Here is a 16,785-nt window from a genome sequence, read left to right as displayed (position 1 = left end):
CAGAAAGGAGATGACATTATGGCAATCAGTTCAGTATCCAGTTATAGTCCTATGTTTGACTATCAAGGCTGGGTTGACAAAGCAAATTCTCAGGCAAACGCTTTGGGAGAGAGTGTTGGCTATAAGCCCACAGAGAGTACCTCCAGCACAGATAAGACATCTGGCTCCAGCAGTACTTCCAGCACAAATAAGACATCAGGCAGCAGCTACAGCAACAGCAGTGCTGCTACAAGCGCGTCTTCATTTTTGCTGAACTATAAGAAGTCCCTTACAGATCTGGAGTCTGCGTCTCAAAAGCTGCAGGTCGGCGCAAAGGACAACGTGTTCTCCAAGTACGAGAGTGCTGTTTCAGCATTATCAAAAGCACAGACTGAGGACGAAAAAAAGGCGGCGCAGGCAAAGGTGGATAAGGCGCAGGAAGATATTATTTCTGCAATCAATGATTTCGCAGATAAGTACAATAGTACAATATCTTTCCTTGAGAGCAATTCCAACCGCAGTGCAGGAGCTGCTCGTCAGTTAGAATCTCTGAAGAGATCCCTTCCGACGGAAAATGCAATGAAGAAATCACTGGGAATCAGCCTTGATAAAAACGGCAAGCTTCAGGTGGATAATGATGAATTAAAGAAGTCGCTGGAAAGCGGCTATGATCTTGCGAAGGACGTGATGGGCGGCCAGTATGGTATTGCACAGCGTACAGGTACGAAAGCAAGTTCTATCCTGGATTCATCTATTGACACTGTAGTGGGAAGTTCAAAGACAGAATCTTCTTCGACATCCAATGACAAGAACTCCTCCGCTTCAGGGTTTGATTATTCCGATTTCTCATCGGATGATTCTATGTCTGCATACTTTACATCTTTTGCAAACTTTGCAAAGAGCGGAGCTTACAACCTCAGCAATTATTATGCGGTTGGCATGCTTCTGAACACTCTGGTATAAAGATGCGGAATCAAAACCCCACGTAAATGTTTGATTTACGTGGGGTTTTTTCGGAAGGAAAGGGCGTTGCCAACAGCCTGTGTGTGCAGAAGCGTTCAAGCTATAAAAACAAAAAAATAAAGGAAACGTCCATTTTACAACGTTTCCTCTACTCTTAAGAACTGCCGCAGACCGGAATCGAACCGGTACGGGTATCACTACCCACGGGATTTTAAGTCCCGGGCGTCTGCCAGTTCCGCCACTGCGGCATATGGTATGGGGCCTATAGGGCTCGAACCTATGACCCTCTGCTTGTAAGGCAGATGCTCTCCCAGCTGAGCTAAGACCCCATAACCTTTGAAAAAAATCAGATAAAACAAAACTGCTATTAATCTTATCTGATCAACGACCCAGAAGAGACTCGAACTCTCGACCTCCGCCGTGACAGGGCGGCGCTCTAACCAACTGAGCCACTGGGCCGTACAACTATAAATATACAATACATTATAAACAAATATCCTGTATTGTGCAACATATAAAATATGAAAAATATATTCCACATCTTATATGAAAATGGACCTTCGGGGACTCGAACCCAGGACCGATCGGTTATGAGCCGATTGCTCTGACCAACTGAGCTAAAGGTCCAAAATATGTCCCTTAAAGGAACAAAGCCGATGATCGGACTCGAACCGATAACCTGCTGATTACAAATCAGCTGCTCTGCCAATTGAGCCACATCGGCATATCATATCTTGCAGAAAATAAATGCATCCTGCTGTCCGGTGCGTCAATCTATGTATAAGACAGCATGCGGACAAAAAATCCAATGACTCCGACGGGAATCGAACCCGTGTTACCGCCGTGAAAGGGCGATGTCTTAACCGCTTGACCACGGAGCCAGTATGACGCCTTGCGATGCTTGACATCGTAGCGACAATTTGAATGATAGCATATATTTTGTCGGTTTGCAAGCATTTTTTTATTTTTATGTTGATGATTTTACATGGACGGAGTATAATCGTTAGATGTCACAGGGAAACCCTGAAATAAAGAATCCTTTCTGCACATCCATTTCAGAAAAATAAAAAGAAAAAGGACGGATTTATGAGGTCAGAGACGGAAAACTTACAAACTGCAGCAGGGCAGAAGGTTTTTGAAGAAGAACAGACAGAGGAACAGATTTTGGATGAAAAGCTTCATATGCATATGCATGAAAACGGTATTGCGCACAGCCATGGGACGGGACACCGACACGTCCACAGTGCGGCGGAAAAGAAAGCGGTGGTGAACCGGCTGTCCAAGGCGATCGGCCATCTGGAAGCAGTCAAGCGCATGGTCGAGCGGGATGCGGACTGCAGCGAGGTTCTGATCCAGTTGGCGGCGGTCCGTTCCGCCATCAACAACACGGGAAAAGTGGTTTTGAAGAACCATATGAATCACTGCATCGTGGAAGCGGTGGAAGAGAACGATCAGGACGCGATCATCAAGCTGAATGAGGCAATCGACAAATTTGTATAATAAGAATGTAATGAAAACCAGCCGAACCGGGCATACTTTCATGTAAGAGTTCAGAACAGCAGCCATGTGCGCTGCTGCGGACAGATACATGGAATGTATAGAAGGAGGCTGGATTTTTTATGATAGAACAGGATACGGTGAGACTGCTGAGAGAATGTGACGCAGGAATCAAGATGGGGGTGTCCTCCATTGAGGATACGCTGCAGTCCGTAAAGAGCGTGGATCTGAAAAAATATCTGGAAGAATGCAAGGCAAAGCATGAAACACTCAAAGAGGAGATCCAGATACTTCTGGCCCGATACCATGACGACGGAAAGGAACCCAACGCGATGGCAAAGGGCATGTCCTGGATCAAGACCAATGCCAAGCTTGCCCTGGATGAATCCGACAAGACGGTTGCGGATCTGATGACCGACGGCTGCAATATGGGGATCAAAACTTTGAACCGCTTTCTCAACCAATACGAGGCAGCGGATGAAAAATCCAAGGACATCGCAAAACGTCTGATCAGGCTGGAAGAAAAGCTGGTGGAGGAAATACGGCAGTTTTTATAAAAACACCCCGCCGGTAAAGTAAAGCCGGCGGATAGAGAAAACCATCCGGCAGCGTTGACTTTTTCCCTCATTTCCGATATCATTACCATTAAGAAAAAATCGGAAAGGCGGAGCAATGTGTACCGGATAATGATCGTGGAAGATGATGAAGGAATTGCACAGGCAGTCAGAGAGCAGGCCAAGCTGTGGGGACTGGAAGCAGAATGCGTCAGGGACTTTCGAAATGTCATGGCAGAATTTGCAGAGTATGCCCCCCATCTGGTTCTGATGGATATCGGACTGCCTTTTTTTAATGGATACCACTGGTGCGGCGAGATCCGTAAACTGTCCAGCGTGCCGGTTATGTTTATCTCATCGGCGTCGGACAGTATGAACATTGTGATGGCAATGAACATGGGGGCCGACGATTTTATTGTGAAGCCTTTTGACGGCAGCGTACTGATCGCCAAGATACAGGCGCTGCTGCGCCGGACGTATGACTTTGCGGGGACGGTGCCTGTGATGGAGCACCGGGGCGCGCTTCTGAATATGGGAGACAATACGCTGGTCTACCAGGGGGAGAGGATCAATCTTTCGAAAAATGAGTACCGCATACTGCTGGCGCTGATGGAGAGCAAGGGGAAAGTCGTCAGCAGGGAGCGGCTGATGGAGCGGCTCTGGGAGACAGACAGCTTTGTGGATGAGAATACATTGACCGTCAATGTGAACCGGCTGCGGAAGAAGCTAGATGCCGCCGGGCTGGAAGGATTTATTACCACCAAAGTAGGTGTGGGATATATCATTACGGTGACATAGGAACGGTCTTCGTGTAGTGCCGAAAGGAAAAGGAGCTATATGCATTTTATCATCGGATATTTCAGACAGCGGCGAAAGGGAATATTTGTATTTTTCCTGTTCTGCCTCGTATTTTTATGTGCATTTTTATTGTACCGCCTTCCGGCAGGAGCGGTTTTGTATCCTGCGTTTGTGTGCACGGTTTTGGGACTGCTTTTCCTTATATCCGGCATACGCCGGGAATGGCTGCGGCACCGGCGGCTGGAAGAGCTTGGCAGGCTTCCATCTGCGCTGCAGGAATCATTTCCGGAACCGATCACAGTGGAAGACCGGGACTATCAGCAGATTATCAGCCGGCTGTGCGAGGAACAGAAGCAGCTGGAGACACAGATGAACCTCCGTTACTCCGATATGATTGATTATTATACCGTGTGGGCGCATCAGATCAAAACGCCCATTGCATCCATGCGCCTGAATCTGCAGAACCAGGATTCGGAGTTTGCCCGGAGGATACTCGAAGACCTGGCGCGGATCGAACGGTATGTAGAGATGGTGATGGGATATCTCCGTCTGGATTCGGATTTTACCGATTATGTGATCCGGGAATATGATCTGGACGAGATTGTCAAGCAGACAGTGAAAAAGTTTGCCGGACAGTTTATAAGGAAAAAACTGCAATTGGATTACCGCCCATTACATACCAGAGCAGTGGCGGATGAAAAATGGCTTCAGTTCGTCCTGGAGCAGGTCATCTCCAATAGTCTGAAATACACGGAATCCGGCAGGATCACGATCGAGATGGAATCGGACGCCATGGCAAAAGAGGCAGGGGATGCAATTCTGTGCATCCGGGATACCGGGATCGGAATCGCACCCGAGGACATTCCACGCATTTTTGAAAAAGGATATACCGGATATAACGGAAGAAGTGATAAAAAGGCAAGCGGGATCGGTCTGTACCTGTGCCGCAGGATCTGCGATAATCTGGGGCATGTGATCACAGCCAATTCTTCTCTGGAAAACGGAACCGTCATTCGAATCCGGTTCAAAGGGCCACGCTCCCGGTGATCTCGGCAGAGGCGCGGGGGATGTGTCCGCTATTTATTATGAAGGAACTGGTACAGGGGCGGATACTGGATGCAGCCGCCTTACAAAACTGTAAGATTCACAAAGAGAAATGTAAGTCAATTCGATGGCAGTACATTTCTCTTTTTTGATATGATGATGGAGAAGCAAAGAGAAAAACAAAAATCCCCTCCCTCTGGGACAGGATAAAAACATATTGGAGGAATTGTGATGAGCATATTGGAAGTCAATGGATTGAAAAAAGTGTATTCGACCCGTTTTGGCGGGAATAAGGTGGAAGCGCTAAAGAAGGTATCTTTCAGCGTGGAGGAAGGCGAGTATGTAGCTATCATGGGAGAGAGCGGTTCCGGAAAGACGACCCTTCTGAACATCCTTGCAGCCCTGGATAAGCCGACAGGCGGCATGGTAAAGCTGGACGGATGGGATTTTTCCAGGATCAAGGAATCTGCAGTCGCGGCATTCCGCAGGGACAATCTGGGGTTCGTATTCCAGGATTTCAATCTGCTGGATACCTTTTCACTGGAGGACAATATTTATCTTCCACTGGTTTTGGCGGGAAAGCATTATGCGGAAATGAGCCAGAGGCTTGCGCCGATTGCAGTGCAGCTCGGAATCACGGAGATTCTGAAAAAATATCCCTACGAGGTGTCGGGCGGACAGAAGCAGCGGGCGGCCGTGGCCAGGGCATTGATCACAAACCCAAGGCTGATACTGGCGGATGAGCCTACCGGGGCGCTGGATTCCAATGCCACGGAGGAATTGCTCCGGCTGTTCGGCGAGATCAACCAAAACGGGCAGACGATCCTGATGGTGACCCATTCCGTCAAAGCGGCAAGCCATGCCGGGAGGGTAATGTTTATCAAGGACGGAGAGGTATTCCACCAGATCTACCGGGGCAACAGCACAGATGAACAGCTCTATCAGAAGATTTCTGACACGCTGACCGCGCTGGCGTCAAAAAAGTTTCAGGGAGGTGAGGGTCGATGAAAAGTATGTTTTATCCAAAACTGGCCTGGATGGGAATCCGGAAAAACAGCCGCCTGTATATTCCCTATATCCTGGCATCCATGGGTATGGTCATGATGTACTATATTGTGGCGTTTTTAAATACCAGCAGTGCGCTGCAGTCTGTTCCGGGCGGGGAGGTCATGCAGTCCATGCTGGGATTCGGGATGTATGTGATCGCTGCGTTTTCACTGCTGTTTTTGTTCTATACCAATTCCTTCCTGAACCGCAGGAGGAAAAAAGAATTTGGCCTTTACAATATCTTGGGTATGGGGAAATGGAACCTGGCCAAGATATTGGTGAGCGAAAGCGTGATGAGTGCCGTGATCTCTATGGGCGGCGGCCTGCTGGCCGGGATCACATTTTCCAAGTTCGCGGAGCTGGGGATGGTCAATCTGCTGATGGGGGAAGCAAAATTTTCCTTTTCGCTGGGGGCTGAGGCAATCCTGGAAACGTTAAAGTGGTTCTCCATCATTTTTCTGGTGATCCTGCTCCAGACCTTATGGCAGATCCGGGGAGAGAGCGCGATGGAGCTGCTGCACAGTGAGAATGCGGGGGAAAAACCGCCTAAGGCAAACTGGCTTCTGGCGCTGACCGGCCTGGTGATCCTGGCGGCGGCCTATTATCTGGCGGTTTCCATTGAGAATCCGATTGAGGCGCTGCTCTGGTTTTTCGTGGCAGTCATCATGGTCATCGTTGCGACTTATTTATTGTTTATCGCAGGCTCTGTGACAATCTGCAGAATCTTACAGAAGAACAAAAGCTACTACTATAAGACCAGACATTTTGTGTCCATTTCCTCCATGATATACCGCATGAAGAGAAACGGCGCAGGTCTGGCATCCATTTGTATCCTGTGTACCATGGTGCTGGTGATGCTCTCGGGAACCGTGTGCCTGTATGCGGGAACCGAGGACAGTCTGCGAAACCGTTATCCGAGAAATATCATGATCGACGCAAGCTTCCGAAGTATGGAAGCCATGGAATCCGGGGTGATGGACCGTGTTCGGGAAGCTGCCGGGCAGGCTGTTTCGGCAGAAGGGGACGGGACTCTGATCACAGAGAATGTGCTGGATTATCCGCTCGTGGATTTTTCATGTATCATGGCGGAAGGTCAGTTTCGTACCCATGATGAAAATGCCTCTGCGTTTCAAATGAGCGACTATGCCGATGCGTGGCAGATCTTTCTCGTGCCGCTGGAGGATTATAACCGTATGATGGATCAGAAGGAAGCGCTGGCGCCGGGAGAGGTCCTCATCTATACGACGAAACGTGATTATGAGAAGGATACCATTACGGTCAATGACGGAGAGGCGATGCGGATTAAAAAGGTGGTTCCGGAGTTTGTACAAAACGGTGTGGATGCGGAGCAGATCATCCCGACCATGTTTATCTTCGTCCCGGATCTGGCGGAAGCGGCGCGCCCGCTGGAAGGGCTTGTGAATGAATGGGGAAATCCGGTCATGGGATTCCGCTGGAATTATGGATTTGACCTGGACTGCGGGGACGAGATGCAGATGCGGATTCTGGACAGGGCTCAGGCAGCGCTGGAGCACGAAATGATGCGGATGAAGGCAGACCAGGATGCGTTAGACGGCACGGAAGAAACGTCTCCTTTTCTGGCATACAGCCGGTGCGCGGCAAAAGAGCGGGCGACGTTCTACGGCCTGTATGGAAGCCTGTTCTTCCTGGGAATCCTGCTGGGCGTGGTGTTTGTCTTTGCAGCAGTGCTGATCATTTATTATAAGCAGATCTCGGAAGGTTACGAGGATCAGGCCCGGTTTGAGATCATGCAGAAGGTAGGCATGACGGAAACGGATATCAGGCGGAGCGTCAATTCTCAGGTACTGACGGTGTTCTTCCTTCCCCTGATCATGGCGGGAATCCATCTGGCCTTTGCATTTCCGATGGTCCATAAGCTGCTGCTCCTGTTCAGCCTGACCAATCTGAAGCTGCTGCTGATCGTTACGGTCTGCTGTTATCTGGTATTCGCGGTATTCTACATGATGGTATACCGGATCACCTCAAGAGGATACTATCATATCGTAAGTATGTGGGCGGAGAAGAAATAAAATGGGCTGGATACTGTTACTGGAGCACCCGTAGGGTGTGAACAGTAACATAAAATGCACTCGTCTGCTGCGGAGACATCCGTAAAGTAGGAAATCCTGCAGATTGACAAACGCGCGCTTGTGGGATAATATAATGATGAAGTTACAGTCCGGTCCCGTAACGGGACTGGAATCCGGCCTCTTGCCGTAAGGCGGTTTCCCATGGGCCGGATTTTGCTGCTGTTGGATACTGCAGGTGAGAATGGCAGCATAGAGTGATGATAGGACAGACGACCATCACGTTAATAAAAATTCGGCTGGATATCACAAGTGCCGCATGTGCGGCGGAAGGAGAGAAGAAAATGAGTAGCGAAATCAGAGACATCGGCCTGGCGGAGTCAGGCGAACAGAAAATCGAATGGGTGAAGAGAAACTGTGACCTGCTGCGCATGCTGGAAGAAGAGTTCAGCCGGACGAAACCATTTACAGGGAAGAAGATCACCCTTTCCGTACATCTGGAGGCAAAGACGGCTTATCTGTGCAAGGTGCTGGCAGCAGGCGGGGCCGAGATGTATGTAACGGGTTCCAATCCCCTTTCCACTCAGGATGATGTGGCGGCCGCGCTGGTGAAGGCGGGGCTGGAGGTCCATGCATGGTACGGGGCGACGGAGGAGGAGTACAATTCCCACATCCGCGCGGTGCTTTCCGCGGGACCCAATATCATCATTGACGACGGCGGCGATCTGGTGCACATGGTCCATACAGAGATGCAGGAGCTGATCCCGGCCATCCTGGGAGGCTGTGAGGAGACCACAACGGGCATCATCCGCCTGGAGGCGATGAACAAAGCCGGCGATCTGAAATTCCCCATGATCCGGGTCAATAACGCGCAGTGCAAGCATTTCTTCGATAACCGGTACGGCACGGGGCAGTCTGTGTGGGACGGGATTATGCGTACCACGAATCTCATCGTGGCAGGCAAGATCGTGGTGGTAGCCGGTTATGGATGGTGCGGAAAAGGTGTTGCCATGCGGGCAAAGGGCCTGGGCGCAAGGGTTATCGTGACAGAGATCGATCCGGTGAAGGGCATTGAAGCGGTGATGGACGGATTTGACGTGATGCCGATGAAAGAGGCTGCAAAGCTGGGCGACTTTTTCGTGACAGTGACCGGCTGCGATAAGGTCATTGATGAAGAGGACTTTGTGGAAATGAAAGAGGGCGCGATCCTCTGCAACGCGGGACATTTTGACTGCGAGATCAATATGGCCGGCCTGCGCGCCATGGCAGCGGAATCGAAGGAAATGCGGAAAAACATCCAGGGCTACAAGCTGTCGAACGGACGGTGGATCTTCGTTCTGGCGGAAGGCCGTCTTGTGAACCTGGCCGCAGGGGACGGACATCCGGCGGAGATCATGGATATGAGCTTTGCCATCCAGGCGCTTTCCGCGAAGTATCTGGTAGAGCACGGAAAAGAAATGACAGAGATGCTGGTGGATGTACCCGTGGAGATCGACCAGGATGTGGCGGTGAGAAAGCTTCGTTTCCTTGGAAAAGAGATCGACACCCTGACACCGGAACAGGAGGCGTATCTGAATCAGTCTCTGGTATAAAAGCTGCTGCTGTTTTTTTGTCAGGAATTAGACGAAAACCCGGAGCGGCAGGATGAAGTTTAAGTTTCTGCCGTCTGCAAAATCAGAAAAAGAAAAGCTGCCGCAGGCAGCTTTTCGTATGTATAGAGGGATGCTTACTTATTTGCCAGAGCGCTCAGTTCTTCGAGCATCTTCGGCAGCTCTGTATCCATTGTTTCATTGCTGAACTGGCAGGTGCCTACCTTCTTATGTCCGCCGCCGTTATATTTCAGCATCAGGCTTCCTACGTTCACATCGGACGTCTTGTTCAGGATGCTGTAGCCCACTGCGGCGGAACAGCCCTGCCCGCCCCGTCCGCTGACGATCCAGGCGGAGATATTCTGCTCAGGATACATGCTGTAGATCATAAAGCGGTTGCCGGTGTAGATGGGGTCCACATGCCTCAGATCGGTAACGATCAGATTGCCGTCAACCTTTGTATGCTCGGATACCATCTGTTTAAACTTCTCGGTCTGCTCGTGATAGACCTCAATCCGTTCCTGGACGTCAGGCAATGCCAGGATCTCATCGGTGCTCATGGTGCGGCAGGCTTCCATCAGCTTTTCCATCAACTGGTAATTGGAAATGGAAAACTGTCTCCAGCGTCCCAGGCCGGTTCTCGGGTCCATCAGAAAACCAACCAGAATCCATCCGGAGGGGTTCATGATTTCATCGATGGTCAGGTTGCCGGAGTCCACCTTGTCAACCGCTTCCATCAGATCGTCGAACTGCGGGAAACGCTCTTTGCCGCCGTAGTATTCATAGATGATCCTTGCGCAGGAGGGACAGATACGGCTCTCCCCTTTGTATTTGCCTTCCAGCTCCAGACGTTCGTGTTCGCTGGAATGATGGTCAAACCAGAGTCCGCAGCCTTCTACAAACGGTACGTTTGCCAGGCAGTCATTCTCGTCAATCTCCATCAGTCCATCCTGGATATCCTTGGGATGTGCAAACTTCCAGTTGTCGATGATGCCTGCCTCCAGAAGCAAAGCTCCGCATGCCAGGCCGTCAAAATCAGAACGTGTCACTAATCTCATCAAAATGTCCTCCTTGTATCATTCTTTTTATGTCCGGAAGACGCCGCAGAAAATCGCTCCCGGCAATATTTTTCTGAAATCAGGCACAAATACATATGCCGTTTTTCGCTGCTATTAGTATAGCATAACTCTTGTTTTAGGGCAAATACAAAAAAAGATTGCATTCTTTTGGAAATCATGTATAATGGTAGCGTAACTCAGAAAAAGATTGAAACAGGTTTTTAAAATTTTTGAGGAGGTAACAAACTATGAAGGTACAGAATATTACAGACATAGAAGGATTTTTTAAGGTGGTAGATCAGTGCAGGGGCAAGGTGGAACTGGTAACAGGCGAGGGAGACCGTCTGAATCTGAAGTCCAAGCTTTCCCAGTATGTATCCATGGCAAATATTTTCTCCAACGGTGAGATTCCGGAGCTGGAGATCCTTGCTTATGAAAAGGAAGATACAGACAGGCTGATCAGCTTCATGATGAACGGCAGCAACTAATACGGAGCAGGCTGGGTGGTTCTTTCGGGAACCACCCTGTTTTTTCATATTATAACATACGGAGGGGCTGCCGGCGGCAGTGCGTTCATATGCGGCTGTTTTAAGGATCATACAAAAGCGGCTGCAGGCGGGAGGTGGAGCATGGGTTTCGTACATTTACATGTCCATACGGAGTACAGTCTCCTGGACGGATCAAATAAAATATCGGAATATGTGGCAAGGGTAAAGGAACTGGGCATGGACAGCGCGGCAATCACAGACCACGGGGTTATGTACGGGGTGATCGACTTTTACCGGGAGGCGAAAAAGGCCGGGATCAATCCCATTCTCGGATGCGAGGTCTATGTGGCGCCCGGCTCCAGATTCGACCGGGAGATCACAGGCGGGGACGACCGTTATTACCATCTGGTTCTGCTGGCGGAGAACAATACCGGTTATGCCAATCTGATGAAGATCGTCTCCAAAGGTTTTGTGGACGGATATTATTATAAGCCCCGTGTGGACAAAGAACTTCTGCGGGAGCACCACCAGGGGATCATCGCGCTTAGCGCCTGCCTTGCCGGGGAGGTGCAGCGGTATCTGGCCAGGGGGATGTACGAAGAGGCAAAGGAAAAAGCGCTGGAGTATCAGGAGATCTTCGGCAGAGGAAATTATTTTCTCGAACTGCAGGATCACGGCATCCCGGAACAAAAACTTGTGAACCAGCGGCTGCTGCAGATGTCGGAGGAGCTGGGGATCGAACTGGCGGCCACCAATGACGTGCATTATACCTATGCGGAGGATGAGAAGCCCCATGACATCCTGCTCTGCATCCAGACAGGGAAAAAGCTGTCGGATGAGAACCGGATGCGCTATGAAGGCGGACAGTACTATGTAAAATCACCGGAGGAGATGGCATCCCTGTTTCCCTATGCGCGGCAGGCCCTGGAGAACACACAGCGAATCGCCGACCGCTGCCGTGTGGAGATCGAGTTCGGGGTGACAAAGCTGCCCAGGTACGACGTGCCGGATGGAATGACCTCCTGGGAATATCTCAACAAACTGTGTTATGAAGGTCTGGAACAGCGTTACAATGGACAGGCCGAAGAGAACCGGGAACGGCTCAGATACGAGCTGGATACGATCCGAAATATGGGGTATGTGGACTATTTCCTGATCGTATGGGATTTTATCAAGTATGCCAGGGACCACGGGATCGCGGTAGGGCCGGGAAGGGGTTCTGCAGCGGGGAGCATCGTGTCCTACTGTCTGGGGATCACGGATATCGACCCCCTGCGGTATCAGCTCCTGTTTGAGCGTTTCCTCAATCCGGAGCGTGTGTCCATGCCCGATATCGACGTGGATTTCTGCTTTGAACGAAGGCAGGAGGTCATTGACTATGTGGTCCGCAAGTACGGCAAGGACCGGGTGGTGCAGATCGTCACCTTCGGAACCCTGGCGGCCCGGGGAGTGATCCGGGACGTGGGCCGGGTCATGGATCTGCCCTATGCGTTTGTGGATTCCATTGCGAAGATGATTCCGAAAGAACTCAATATTACCATTGCAAAAGCGCTGGAGATGAACCCGGAGCTCCGCAAAGCCTATGAGACGGACGAGCAGGTGAAAAATGTCATCGACATGTCAAAACGTCTGGAAGGGCTGCCCAGGCACAGTTCCATGCATGCGGCCGGGGTGGTCATCAGCCAGGAGCCGGCGGATGAATATGTGCCCCTGTCCCGGGCTCAGGACGGTTCCATCACCACCCAGTTTACCATGACCACGCTGGAAGAGCTGGGACTGCTGAAAATGGATTTCCTGGGGCTGAGGACTCTGACGGTGATCCAGAATGCGGTGCATATGGTCCGGCGGAAGGCTCCGGAGCTGGATATGAATACCATCGACTATGACGATAAGGCCGTGCTGGATTATGTGGGAACCGGAAAGACGGACGGGATCTTTCAGATAGAAAGCCCGGGGATGAAAGGCTTCATGAAGGAACTGAAACCCCACAGCCTGGAAGATATCATCGCCGGGATCGCCCTGTACCGTCCGGGCCCCATGGATTTTATCCCTCAGTATATCAAAGGAAAGAACGGGGCTGGCTCGGTGGTCTACGACTGCCCTCAGCTTGAGCCGATTCTGGCCCCCACCTATGGCTGTATCGTGTACCAGGAGCAGGTCATGCAGATCGTGCGGGATCTGGCAGGATATACCATGGGCCGGAGCGACCTGCTGCGGCGCGCCATGTCCAAGAAAAAAGGGGATGTGATGCGCAGGGAACGGCAGATTTTTGTCTACGGCGACGAAGAGACCCAGGTGCCGGGCTGCGTGAAGAACGGGATTGATGAAAAGACCGCGAATAAAATTTACGATGAGATGATTGATTTCGCAAAATACGCATTCAACAAGTCTCACGCCGCGGCCTATGCGGTGGTGGCCTACCAGACCGCATATTTAAAATATTATTATCCGGTGGAATTTATGGCGGCGCTGATGACCTCCGTGATTGAAAATCCTTCCAAGGTGGCGGAGTATGTGTACGCGTGCCGGGGCATGGACATCCAGATCCTTCCGCCGGACATCAACCGTGGGTATGCGGATTTTTCCGTGGACTCCGGGCAGATCCGCTATGGGCTTGCGGCCATAAAAAGCATCGGGAAGCAGGTGATCCAGTCCATCGTCGCGGATCGGGAGGAATTTGGCAATTTTAAAAATCTGGAAGATTTTATCACCCGGATGTCCATTAAGGAAGTGCTGAACAAAAAGGTTATTGAGAACCTGATCAAGGCCGGCGCGCTGGACTGTCTGGGAGGAACCCGGAAGCAGTTCATGAGCATTTACCTGCAGATCTTAGATCATGTGAACCAGGAGAAGAAGTACGCGATGACCGGGCAGATGACGCTGTTTGACCTGGTGGAAGAGGAGGAGAAAAGCCAGTTCGAAATCCGCCTGCCGGATGTAGGGGAGTACTCCAGGGAGAATCAGCTTGCCTTTGAAAAAGAAGTGCTGGGCATCTACATCAGCGGCCATCCCCTGGATGCATACGAGGAGACGTGGAGAAACAATATTTCCGCCGTGACGCCGGATTTTCAGCCCGATGAGGAATCCGGGCGTTCCAAAGTCCGGGACGGGGCAAGGGAGACCGTAGGCGGCCTGATCACGGACAAGACGGTGAAGCATACGAGGACAAACCAGATGATGGCCTTTGTCACCGTGGAGGACTTGCTGGGAACCGTGGAGGTGGTCGTATTTCCGCGGGATTACGAAAAGAACCGGACGCTTCTCGAGGTGGACCAGAAGGTATTTATCCGGGGGCGGGTTTCCGAGGAGGATGAGAGGCCCAGCAAGCTGATCTGTGAGAAAGTCATCCCCTTTGAGCAGAAAAAAAAGGAATTGTGGATACAGTTTCCGGATAAGGTATCCTACCAGGAACATGAGCAGGATTTGTTCGAACACCTGAAAGATTCCGAGGGGGAGGACGAGGTGGTGATCTACTGCCAGGCCGAGCGGGCGATCAAAAAACTGCCCAGAAACCGGAATATCCAGATCAGCCCGCAGGTATTAAGCAGATTGATGAACCAATACGGAGAAAAGCGGGTAAAAGTAGTCGAAAAGACTCTTGAAAACCGCCTGTAAATGGTTTAGAATAAATCACGAAGAATGTGAAAGATCAGGCAATGTAATTCCTGATTCCTGGTTCCTTGTTTCAGGCGCGGAGGCAGCCGGGAGCAGATGTGCCTGGTAAGTTCTGGTTCCATCATATGCGGAAGAACTGCGGCGGCAGATGTTCCGCAGGTTACTTACTATTAATTACCTGAGGAGGAAGGAAGCATGGGAGAATTGGAAAACAAACAAGTATTGGATGAAATGGAAGACAGCATCCGTACGGTCGGCGTACTGACCAGCGGAGGCGATGCTCCGGGAATGAACGCTGCCATCCGTGCGGTGGTAAGGACAGCTTTGTCACACGGATTAAAGGTACGTGGGATACGTAAAGGATATCACGGTCTTCTCAAGGAAGAGATCATTGATCTGTCTGCCCGTGACGTGTCAGATACGATCCAGCGGGGCGGAACGATCCTCCAGACTGCGCGCTGCAAATCCATGCGTACTACAGAAGGGCAGCAGAAGGCGGCGGCAATCTGTAAAAAATACGGTATTGACGCACTGGTTGTTATCGGCGGAGACGGTTCTTTTGCCGGTGCTCAGCAGCTTGCCAATTATGGTGTAAAGACCATCGGTCTTCCGGGAACCATTGATCTGGATATCGCATGTACGGAATACACCATCGGGTTTGATACTGCTGTAAATACCGCAATGGAAGCGATCGACAAGGTGCGTGATACTTCGACCTCTCATGAGCGGTGCAGCATCATTGAGGTTATGGGACGTGATGCGGGCTATCTGGCGCTCTGGTGCGGGATTGCAAACGGCGCGGAGAGAATCCTGCTGCCGGAGGAAAAGGAAAACTTTGACGAAGCGGCTCTGATCCAGGATATTATGGCGAACAAGAGACGCGGTAAGAAGAACTACATCATCATCAATGCGGAAGGCGTCGGCGATACCATCAATCTGGCAAAGAGGATTGAAGAGGCTACCGGAATCGAGACAAGGGCGACGATCCTGGGACACATGCAGCGCGGCGGAAGCCCCACCTGTAAGGACAGAGTCTATGCGTCTACCATGGGAGCCATGGCGGTGGAGATGCTCATAGCAGGCAAGTATAACCGTGTGGTAGGTTATAAAGAAGGCGAATTTGTGGATTATGATATCAACGAGGCACTGAGTATGAAGAAGAAGATCTCGAACCATCAGTATGAGATCTCCAAGGTGCTGGCGCTGTAACAGACATCATGCGTCCGCATGAAAAAAGAAAGATCCAGGGGAAAAGAAGTGAGTATGGAGTGTAAAAAAGGGGCACCGGTCGGTGTGTTTGATTCAGGAGTAGGCGGGCTGACCGTAGTGCGTGAGATCATACGGCAGCTTCCGGATGAGAATATTGTATATTTTGGAGACACTGCCCGGGTTCCTTACGGCAGCAAGTCCCAAAAGACAGTGATCCGTTTTTCGGAGCAGATCATCCGTTTTCTGAAGACCAAGCAGGTGAAGGCCATCGTCATTGCCTGCAATACGGCCAGCGCTCTTGCTCTTGACGCCGTGCGGGATGAATTTGACGTCCCCATCCTTGGGGTGGTGGTTCCAGGCGCCAGGGCCGCGGTGAAGGCCACTAGGAATCAGAAGATCGGCGTTGTGGGAACCGATGCCACGGTTCGGAGCGGGATGTATACGAAGATCATCCGAGAGCTGAATCCCCGGATACAGGTTCTTGAGAAAGCCTGTCCGCTGTTTGTGCCGCTGGTGGAGGAAGGGTTCAAGGAGCACGCGGTGACGCAGGAGATCATCGAATATTATCTGGAATCCCTGCGGGCTACGGACATTGACGCTATGATCCTGGGCTGTACCCACTATCCGCTGCTGCGTTCCAGAATCCGTGCTTATATGGGCGAGGACATTCAGATTGTCAATCCGGCTTACGAGACCGCCCTTGATCTCAAGACCCTTCTGGAAGAGCGGGAAATGAGCAGCGATGGCAGGGAGGCATCGGGAAGCCGATATGAGTTTTATGTCAGCGATACGGCTGAGAAATTCCGCCAGTTTGCCAATACGGTGATGCCCTTTCACGTACCGGAGACAAATGTGGTGAATATAGAGAGCTATTGAAAAGCGGTAAGCAGGTAATC

At 50.9% G+C, this 16,785-nt stretch carries 13 protein-coding genes and 6 tRNA genes; 12 read left to right on the top strand and 7 right to left on the bottom strand.

Features of this window, described 5'->3' with window-relative positions; genetic code table 11:
• Positions 1-18: 18 nt before the first annotated feature.
• Positions 19-942, top strand: coding sequence for a flagellar filament capping protein FliD (gene fliD, locus EBB54_RS17275; protein WP_125128357.1), 924 nt, complete (start codon positions 19-21; stop codon positions 940-942).
• Between the two features lie 162 nt (positions 943-1,104).
• Here fliD and EBB54_RS17270 read toward each other — a convergent pair.
• The 6 genes from EBB54_RS17270 to EBB54_RS17245 form a co-directional block, all read right to left on the bottom strand.
• Positions 1,105-1,190: transfer RNA gene (locus tag EBB54_RS17270), tRNA-Leu, on the bottom strand.
• A gap of 8 nt (positions 1,191-1,198) precedes the next feature.
• Positions 1,199-1,271 (bottom strand) — tRNA-Val (locus EBB54_RS17265).
• Between the two features lie 56 nt (positions 1,272-1,327).
• Positions 1,328-1,401, bottom strand: a tRNA-Asp gene (locus EBB54_RS17260).
• A gap of 94 nt (positions 1,402-1,495) precedes the next feature.
• A tRNA-Ile gene (locus EBB54_RS17255) sits at positions 1,496-1,569 on the bottom strand.
• Between the two features lie 24 nt (positions 1,570-1,593).
• Positions 1,594-1,666: transfer RNA gene (locus EBB54_RS17250), tRNA-Thr, on the bottom strand.
• A gap of 85 nt (positions 1,667-1,751) precedes the next feature.
• Positions 1,752-1,823 (bottom strand) — tRNA-Glu (locus EBB54_RS17245).
• A gap of 301 nt (positions 1,824-2,124) precedes the next feature.
• Here EBB54_RS17245 and EBB54_RS17240 point away from each other — a divergent pair.
• The 7 genes from EBB54_RS17240 (at position 2,125) to EBB54_RS17210 (ending at position 9,522) form a co-directional block, all read left to right on the top strand.
• Complete coding sequence (locus EBB54_RS17240) at positions 2,125-2,442, top strand: metal-sensing transcriptional repressor (RefSeq protein ID WP_044990547.1); 318 nt, start codon at positions 2,125-2,127, stop codon at positions 2,440-2,442.
• Positions 2,443-2,561: 119 nt separating this feature from the next.
• Entirely contained in the window at positions 2,562-2,996 is a 435-nt protein-coding gene (locus tag EBB54_RS17235) for a hypothetical protein (protein WP_004077973.1), read from the top strand.
• A gap of 117 nt (positions 2,997-3,113) precedes the next feature.
• Positions 3,114-3,791 (top strand): response regulator transcription factor, encoded by a 678-nt coding sequence (locus EBB54_RS17230; protein WP_125128356.1) that lies wholly within the window; start codon positions 3,114-3,116, stop codon positions 3,789-3,791.
• A 39-nt stretch (positions 3,792-3,830) separates the two neighbouring features.
• The gene (locus tag EBB54_RS17225) at positions 3,831-4,838 is read left to right on the top strand and encodes a sensor histidine kinase (protein ID WP_125128355.1); all 1,008 of its coding nucleotides are present in this window, start codon (positions 3,831-3,833) and stop codon (positions 4,836-4,838) included.
• A gap of 228 nt (positions 4,839-5,066) precedes the next feature.
• On the top strand, positions 5,067-5,843 hold the full coding sequence (locus tag EBB54_RS17220) for an ABC transporter ATP-binding protein (protein ID WP_004077968.1): 777 nt from the start codon (positions 5,067-5,069) through the stop codon (positions 5,841-5,843).
• A complete protein-coding gene (locus EBB54_RS17215) occupies positions 5,840-7,933 on the top strand; it encodes an ABC transporter permease (protein WP_125128354.1) in 2,094 nt (697 codons plus the stop codon). Before EBB54_RS17220 ends, EBB54_RS17215 begins: the two co-directional genes overlap by 4 nt.
• Before the next feature lie 341 nt (positions 7,934-8,274).
• On the top strand, positions 8,275-9,522 hold the full coding sequence (locus EBB54_RS17210) for an adenosylhomocysteinase (protein ID WP_125128353.1): 1,248 nt from the start codon (positions 8,275-8,277) through the stop codon (positions 9,520-9,522).
• 134 nt (positions 9,523-9,656) lie between these two features.
• On the opposite strand, the gene EBB54_RS17205 is transcribed toward EBB54_RS17210, so the two are convergent.
• On the bottom strand, positions 9,657-10,577 hold the full coding sequence (locus EBB54_RS17205) for a DHH family phosphoesterase (RefSeq protein WP_125128352.1): 921 nt from the start codon (positions 10,575-10,577) through the stop codon (positions 9,657-9,659).
• A 248-nt stretch (positions 10,578-10,825) separates the two neighbouring features.
• Between EBB54_RS17205 and EBB54_RS17200 the strand changes: the two genes are divergently transcribed.
• The 4 genes from EBB54_RS17200 (at position 10,826) to murI (ending at position 16,765) form a co-directional block, all read left to right on the top strand.
• A complete protein-coding gene (locus tag EBB54_RS17200; RefSeq protein WP_004077953.1) occupies positions 10,826-11,065 on the top strand; it encodes a hypothetical protein in 240 nt (79 codons plus the stop codon).
• 141 nt (positions 11,066-11,206) lie between these two features.
• Positions 11,207-14,680, top strand: a complete 3,474-nt coding sequence (locus EBB54_RS17195) for a DNA polymerase III subunit alpha (RefSeq protein ID WP_125128351.1) — start codon at positions 11,207-11,209, stop codon at positions 14,678-14,680.
• 195 nt (positions 14,681-14,875) lie between these two features.
• Positions 14,876-15,889: a 6-phosphofructokinase gene (gene pfkA, locus EBB54_RS17190; RefSeq protein ID WP_125128350.1), complete on the top strand. Its 1,014-nt coding sequence runs from the start codon at positions 14,876-14,878 to the stop codon at positions 15,887-15,889.
• 54 nt (positions 15,890-15,943) lie between these two features.
• Positions 15,944-16,765, top strand: a complete 822-nt coding sequence (gene murI, locus EBB54_RS17185) for a glutamate racemase (protein WP_193554409.1) — start codon at positions 15,944-15,946, stop codon at positions 16,763-16,765.
• Positions 16,766-16,785 lie beyond the last annotated feature (20 nt).

The organism is Schaedlerella arabinosiphila, from assembly GCF_003885045.1.
Lineage (GTDB): Bacteria > Bacillota > Clostridia > Lachnospirales > Lachnospiraceae > Schaedlerella > Schaedlerella arabinosiphila.
This window is presented reverse-complemented; position numbering and strand designations above follow the sequence as displayed.

Coding starts and splice junctions, on each gene's coding strand:
- EBB54_RS17210 (WP_125128353.1), top strand. CDS start 8,275: ATGAGTAGCGAAATCAGAGACATCGGCCTGGCGGAGTCAGGCGAACAG.
- EBB54_RS17235 (WP_004077973.1), top strand. CDS start 2,562: ATGATAGAACAGGATACGGTGAGACTGCTGAGAGAATGTGACGCAGGA.
- EBB54_RS17215 (WP_125128354.1), top strand. CDS start 5,840: ATGAAAAGTATGTTTTATCCAAAACTGGCCTGGATGGGAATCCGGAAA.
- fliD (WP_125128357.1), top strand. CDS start 19: ATGGCAATCAGTTCAGTATCCAGTTATAGTCCTATGTTTGACTATCAA.
- EBB54_RS17240 (WP_044990547.1), top strand. CDS start 2,125: ATGCATATGCATGAAAACGGTATTGCGCACAGCCATGGGACGGGACAC.
- EBB54_RS17205 (WP_125128352.1), bottom strand. CDS start 10,577: ATGAGATTAGTGACACGTTCTGATTTTGACGGCCTGGCATGCGGAGCT.
- murI (WP_193554409.1), top strand. CDS start 15,944: ATGGAGTGTAAAAAAGGGGCACCGGTCGGTGTGTTTGATTCAGGAGTA.
- EBB54_RS17220 (WP_004077968.1), top strand. CDS start 5,067: ATGAGCATATTGGAAGTCAATGGATTGAAAAAAGTGTATTCGACCCGT.
- EBB54_RS17225 (WP_125128355.1), top strand. CDS start 3,831: ATGCATTTTATCATCGGATATTTCAGACAGCGGCGAAAGGGAATATTT.
- EBB54_RS17195 (WP_125128351.1), top strand. CDS start 11,207: ATGGGTTTCGTACATTTACATGTCCATACGGAGTACAGTCTCCTGGAC.
- EBB54_RS17200 (WP_004077953.1), top strand. CDS start 10,826: ATGAAGGTACAGAATATTACAGACATAGAAGGATTTTTTAAGGTGGTA.
- pfkA (WP_125128350.1), top strand. CDS start 14,876: ATGGGAGAATTGGAAAACAAACAAGTATTGGATGAAATGGAAGACAGC.